Consider the following 5462-nt stretch of genomic DNA (forward strand, 5'->3'; position numbering starts at 1 on the left):
CCCTACTCGATGAAGAGCAGCGCCACCAAGCGCTACACCGTCGACAACAACGTCAACGGCACGCACAACCTGCTGGCCGCCATCGTTGAGACCGGCCTCGATTGCCATGTGGTGCACCTGGGCACCATGGGCGTCTATGGCTATGGCTCCCACCGCGGCGCCACCATCCCCGAGGGCTACCTGAAGGTGGAGGTGCCCCAGCCCGATGGCAGCCGCTTCGAGGAGGAAATCCTCCACCCGGCCAGCCCGGGCAGCGTCTATCACATGACCAAGACGCTGGATCAGCTGCTCTTCCTCTACTACAACAAAAACGACCAGGTCCGCATCACCGACCTGCACCAGGGCATCGTCTGGGGCACCAACACCGAAGCCACCGACCGCGACCCGCGCCTGACCAACCGCTTCGACTACGACGGCGACTACGGCACGGTGCTCAACCGCTTCTTGATGCAGGCGGCCATCGGCTATCCCCTGACCGTGCACGGCACCGGCGGCCAGACCCGCGCCTTCATCCACATCCGTGACTCGGTGAAGTGCGTCCAGCTGGCCCTGGAGAACCCCCCCAGCAAGGGTGAGCGGGTGAAGATCTTCAACCAGATGACCGAAAGCCATCAGGTGGGTGAGCTCGCCAAGAAAGTCGCCGCCCTCACCGGAGCCCAGGTCAACAACCTCCCCAACCCCCGCAACGAGGCGGTGGAAAACGACCTGATCGTTGATAACCGCTGCTTCATCGAGCTGGGCCTCAACCCCACCACCCTGGATGACGGTCTGCTGAAGGAAGTGGTGGAGATCGCCACCCGCTACGCCGATCGCTGCGACCGCAACCGCATCCTCTGCACTTCTGCCTGGACCAAGACCCAGGAGCAAGCCATTAAGGCCACCTGATTGCCTTGAAAATCGCCCTCTTCACCGAGACCTTCCTGCCGAAGGTTGATGGGATCGTGACCCGGCTCACCAAAACGGTGCAGCACCTTGTTGCGGCCGGTGACGAGGTCATGATCTTCTGCCCTGAGGGGGCGCCTGAGTCCTACATGGGGGCCCAGGTGGTGGGGGTTCCGGCCATGCCCCTCCCGCTCTACCCAGAACTGAAGTTGGCGTTGCCAAGGCCGTCGGTCTCCGACGCGCTGGAGGCCTTTGCCCCTGATCTGGTGCACGTCGTCAACCCTGCCGTGCTCGGCCTGGGGGGAATCTGGCTCGCCAAGACCAAGGGGTATCCCCTGGTGGCGAGTTATCACACGCACCTACCCAAATACCTGGAGCACTACGGCCTGGGCATGCTCGAGCCGGTGCTCTGGGAGCTGCTGAAAATGGCCCACAACCAGGCTCAGCTGAACCTCTGCACCTCCACCGCGATGGTGGCCGAGCTGAGTGAGAAGGGCATCCAGCACACGGATCTTTGGCAGCGGGGGGTCGACACCGATCTCTTCCGGCCCGAGCTGCGCAGCCAGGCCATGCGCGATCGTCTTCTGGCGGGCCGCAGCGACACCGGCAAGCTGCTGCTCTACATCGGACGCCTGTCGGCCGAAAAGCAGATCGAGCGCATTCGCCCCGTCCTCGATGCGATGCCCGATGCACGCCTGGCGCTGGTGGGAGATGGCCCCTATCGCCAACAACTCGAGACCTTGTTCGCCGGCAGTGCCACCCACTTCGTGGGCTATCTCGCCGGTGAAGAGCTGGCCAGCGCCTACGCCAGCGCCGATGCCTTCCTCTTCCCCAGCAGCACCGAGACCCTGGGGTTGGTGCTGCTCGAAGCAATGGCGGCGGGCTGCCCCGTGGTCGGAGCGAACCGCGGCGGGATCCCGGACATCGTCAGCGATGGAGTCAATGGCTGCCTCTATGAACCCGATGGAGCCGATGGCGGCGCCGGAAGCCTGAGCGCCGCCACCCAACGGCTCCTCGGAGATCCAGGACAGCGGGAACAGCTGCGGCGCAACGCCCGAGAAGAGGCCGAGCGCTGGGGTTGGGCCGGTGCCACCGAGCAGCTGCGTGGCTACTACCGCCAGGTGCTCAACGCACCAGCACCAAGCCTCGCCTAGCGGCTGCGTTGCTGGGCCCAGACCTGCAGCACCTGGCGGGCCATGGGCAAGGCATGCACTGAACCACCGCCAGGGGTGTTCTGGGCAAAGGCGACCACGACAATCTCGCCGTTGGGATACGGGGCAAAACAGGCAAACCAGGCGTGGTCAGGGCCACCGGTGCTGTCCTCGGCGGTTCCGGTCTTGCCCGCCACGGGCGGCAACTCCGCCGCCTGGTTCATGGCATAGCCCGTGCCCTCCTGAACCACCTTGCGCAAGCCGCGGTTGATCGTGGCCAGGGTCGAGGGCTTGATGTCCACCTTGGTGCGGCGAGGCGGAGCGGTCCAATCCAAGCCGCGATCAACCAAGTGGGGGGTGATCAGATAACCACCATTGGCAAAGACGGCGTAGGCCCGAGCCAACTGCAAAGGGGTGACCTGGACCACGGACTGGCCAATGGACATGCTCGCCATGTCCTCGGGGATCCAAGGGGTGGTGCCGGGCTTACCCCAGGTGCGTCCCTTGGCGGCCCACTGCTCATTGCCCACCAGACCGGTGCTTTCCTCGTAGCCGATCTCAATGCCCGTGGGCTTCGTGAATCCCAACTTCACCGCGGCGTCATAGAGGGGCATCGAGCCCACCCCAACACCGACTTGGTAATAGAAGGTGTTGCTTGAGAAGCGCAGGGCATCCTCGTAGCCGATCAGGCCAAAGCCGGCACCGTTGTGGTCCGGGAAACAGTGCCCGCCGTAGGTGATGCAGCCGCGGGTCATCAGCTTGGTGTTCGCCGGAAACTTGCCCGAGGCCATCCCGGCGAAGGCCGTCACCGGCTTCCAGGTGCTGCCGGGGTCATAGGCATTCATCGCCCGGCTGAAGAGAGGCTTAGAGGGAGAGGCAAAGAGGGCGTCGTACTCCCGCTGGGTCGTGACGGTCTTGGAGAAGAAGTTGGGATCGAAATTGGGGCGACTGGCCAAGGCCAAGATCGCCCCGGTCCTGGGATTCAGGGCAACGATGGCCCCACCGGGCTTGCCCTTCAGGGCCGCCTCAGCCGCCCGCTGCAGCGGGAGATCAAGCGTGACCACCAAGTCCTTGCCGGCCTTGGAGGGGCGATCGCCGAGGACGCGCTGGATCTCGCCCATGGCGTTGACCTCGACCATCTGGCCGCCCCAGGTGCCGCGCAGGTGTTGCTCATAGGCGGCCTCCACACCAATGCGGCCAATGCGGTCGCGGATCTTGTAGCCCCGCTTGGCCAGAACCTTGTATTCCTGCTCAGTGATGGGCTGGGTGTAGCCCAAGGTGTGGGCGCCAAGTGAGCCGTGGGGGTAGCTGCGCACGACATCCAGATCCACCTGGGCTCCCCGCAGGTCGCTGGCCTGCTCCCGGAAGCGCAGGACCTGCTCCGGCGTCAGTTCACTGGCGAGCTCAATGCGGTATTCCTGCTTGCCGGGACCGCGACGCTTGCGCTGCTCCAGTTGCTTCTGGGGGATGTTCATCAGAGCGCTCAGCCGCTCCCGCAGAGCTGGCCAGGAACCCTTCGGCAGATCCTTGGGCTGCAGATACAGGCTGTAGATCAGGCGGCTTGAGACCAGGACCTGTCCATGGCGATCCAAGATCCGCCCACGGACGGGGTTACGCGCCAGCAAGCGGATGCGGTTCTCGTCAGCGCGCTCCCGGTTTTCGCTGCCATGGAGCAGCTGCAACCAACCCAGACGCACGACCATCGCCGAAGCGAAGAACAGCACCAAACCCAGCAGAATCGCGGGCTGACGCTGGAGCCCGGCACTGCGGTGAGGGTTGGAGGCGATGGCCAATGGTTCAGCTCCCTTCCGTGAGCCGTTGCTCCAGCAACGTCAACCGCTCGGAGATGCGTGCCAGGGCCAGCTGCAACTCCTCCTCTCCGGCATCCTTCGCCAGGGCCGGCTCCACCGGCACGTCCGTGACCTGCACCTTCATCACCGGATTCCCCAAACCAGGCTGGATCCGATCGAGACGCTCACGAACCTGACGGGCCGCCTCTGCCCCTTCCTCCCGGAGCTCCGTGAGGCCCTCTGGACCCTTGGAGAGTGCATCAGCCAGATCACGGGCGCCACCACGCTTGGCCCGCTCGACCGCAGCCATCCCGACCGGCAGGACCTCCTGCATCAGGGTCAAACGCAGGCTGTCGAGGGGGTCGGAACCCATGAACTGAGGCATTGAGTGCGCCCAGTCTGGCGCCTGATCCCCGATCTGGCTGGCCTAGCCCGCGCTGCGCGAGATGGCCGGCTGGACGATCTGCTGACGGCAGAACTGCTGGGAGCCAAGCCACCAGCCCGCACCCACCGCGATCACCATCAAGGCCGAGAGGGGAAGCAAAGCCTGCCGCGTCACCGGCAGCACCATCCACTCGCTCCAGTCACGGATCAGGCGTTCGCGATCGAAGCGACGGCGCTCGCTGGCCTCCTGCTGCAGACGACGCTTGAGCGACTTGGAGACCCAACGCTCAAAGGCCTTCTTCTTGGTGACGGCCATCTTGCGCTCCACCTCCAGCAGCTGGCCGGGGGTGAGCTCAGGGTTAAAGGTGCTGATCAGCTCCAGGCTCTTGAGGAACATCTCAACAGCCCCGTCCTTCACGGCACGGTCGGTCTCGTTGAGCAGCTCCCAATCCAACTCGGGGTAGAAGCGCACCCGGTTGGTCGTGATCTGATCCTCCGCCAGCTGACCCGGTTCCCGCAGCCAGCGATCGGTATTGGCGTCAAAACGGCGCCAATAAAGGAAGGGATTCAGATACACCACCTTCCCTGCCAGCTGAATGCTGTCCTGCTGAAGGCGGCGCTGCAGCTGGATGTCCTGCTGTGGGGCGGCAGTCAAGGCTCCTAGGCCGGGGGACCCGAGGGTAACGGAGTCACCCGGCCTAGGCCATGGCTCAAGGGGTGGGAATTATTCCCACTCGATGGTGCCGGGGGGCTTGCTGGTGATGTCGAGCACCACCCGGTTCACGCCCTTCACCTCATTCACGATCCGGTTGGAGATCTTCTCCAGCAGGTCGTAGGGCAAGCGGGACCAATCCGCCGTCATGCCGTCTTCAGAGGAGACACAGCGCAGAACAATGGGGAAGGCATAGGTGCGCTTGTCACCCATCACACCAACACTGCGCACCGGCAGCAGCACCGCGAAGGCCTGCCAGATGTCGTGATAGAGACCAGCATTTTTGATCTCTTCGCGCACCACCAGATCGGCATCGCGCAGGATGTCGAGCTTGTCGTCCGTCACCTCACCGAGGATGCGGATCGCCAGGCCAGGACCGGGGAAGGGGTGGCGGCCGACGATCTCCTCGGGAAGTCCCAGGGTGCGGCCCACCTTGCGGACCTCGTCTTTAAACAGACGCCGGAGGGGCTCCACCAACTTGAACTGGAGATCCTTGGGCAGGCCACCCACGTTGTGGTGGCTCTTGATCTTCACCGCCACCCG

General features: G+C 64.4%; 5 protein-coding genes and 1 pseudogene. 2 read left to right on the plus strand and 4 right to left on the minus strand.

Annotated elements, in window-relative coordinates; translation table 11 throughout:
• Both QZ184_RS09765 and QZ184_RS09770 read left to right on the plus strand, forming a co-directional pair.
• The coding region (locus QZ184_RS09765; protein WP_296419363.1) for an NAD-dependent epimerase/dehydratase family protein at positions 1 to 885 on the plus strand (885 nt) is incomplete at its 5' end.
• Positions 886 to 890: 5 nt separating this feature from the next.
• Complete coding sequence (locus tag QZ184_RS09770; protein ID WP_296415436.1) at positions 891 to 2036, plus strand: glycosyltransferase family 1 protein; 1146 nt, start codon at positions 891 to 893, stop codon at positions 2034 to 2036.
• Here QZ184_RS09770 and mrdA read toward each other — a convergent pair.
• The 4 genes and pseudogenes from mrdA to QZ184_RS09790 form a co-directional block, all read right to left on the minus strand.
• Complete coding sequence (gene mrdA / locus QZ184_RS09775) at positions 2033 to 3826, minus strand: penicillin-binding protein 2 (RefSeq protein ID WP_296419365.1); 1794 nt, start codon at positions 3824 to 3826, stop codon at positions 2033 to 2035. The two genes, QZ184_RS09770 and mrdA, sit on opposite strands and share 4 nt — an antisense overlap.
• Before the next feature lie 4 nt (positions 3827 to 3830).
• On the minus strand, positions 3831 to 4196 hold the full coding sequence (locus QZ184_RS09780) for a hypothetical protein (RefSeq protein WP_043705249.1): 366 nt from the start codon (positions 4194 to 4196) through the stop codon (positions 3831 to 3833).
• A gap of 54 nt (positions 4197 to 4250) precedes the next feature.
• Positions 4251 to 4862 (minus strand): hypothetical protein, encoded by a 612-nt coding sequence (locus tag QZ184_RS09785; protein WP_010313935.1) that lies wholly within the window; start codon positions 4860 to 4862, stop codon positions 4251 to 4253.
• Positions 4863 to 4931: 69 nt separating this feature from the next.
• Positions 4932 to 5462, minus strand: a pseudogene (locus QZ184_RS09790) (GMP synthase (glutamine-hydrolyzing)); the annotation flags it as partial.

The organism is Vulcanococcus sp. DEBay_Sum22DG08_74 (assembly GCF_017852955.1).
Taxonomy (GTDB): domain Bacteria; phylum Cyanobacteriota; class Cyanobacteriia; order PCC-6307; family Cyanobiaceae; genus Vulcanococcus.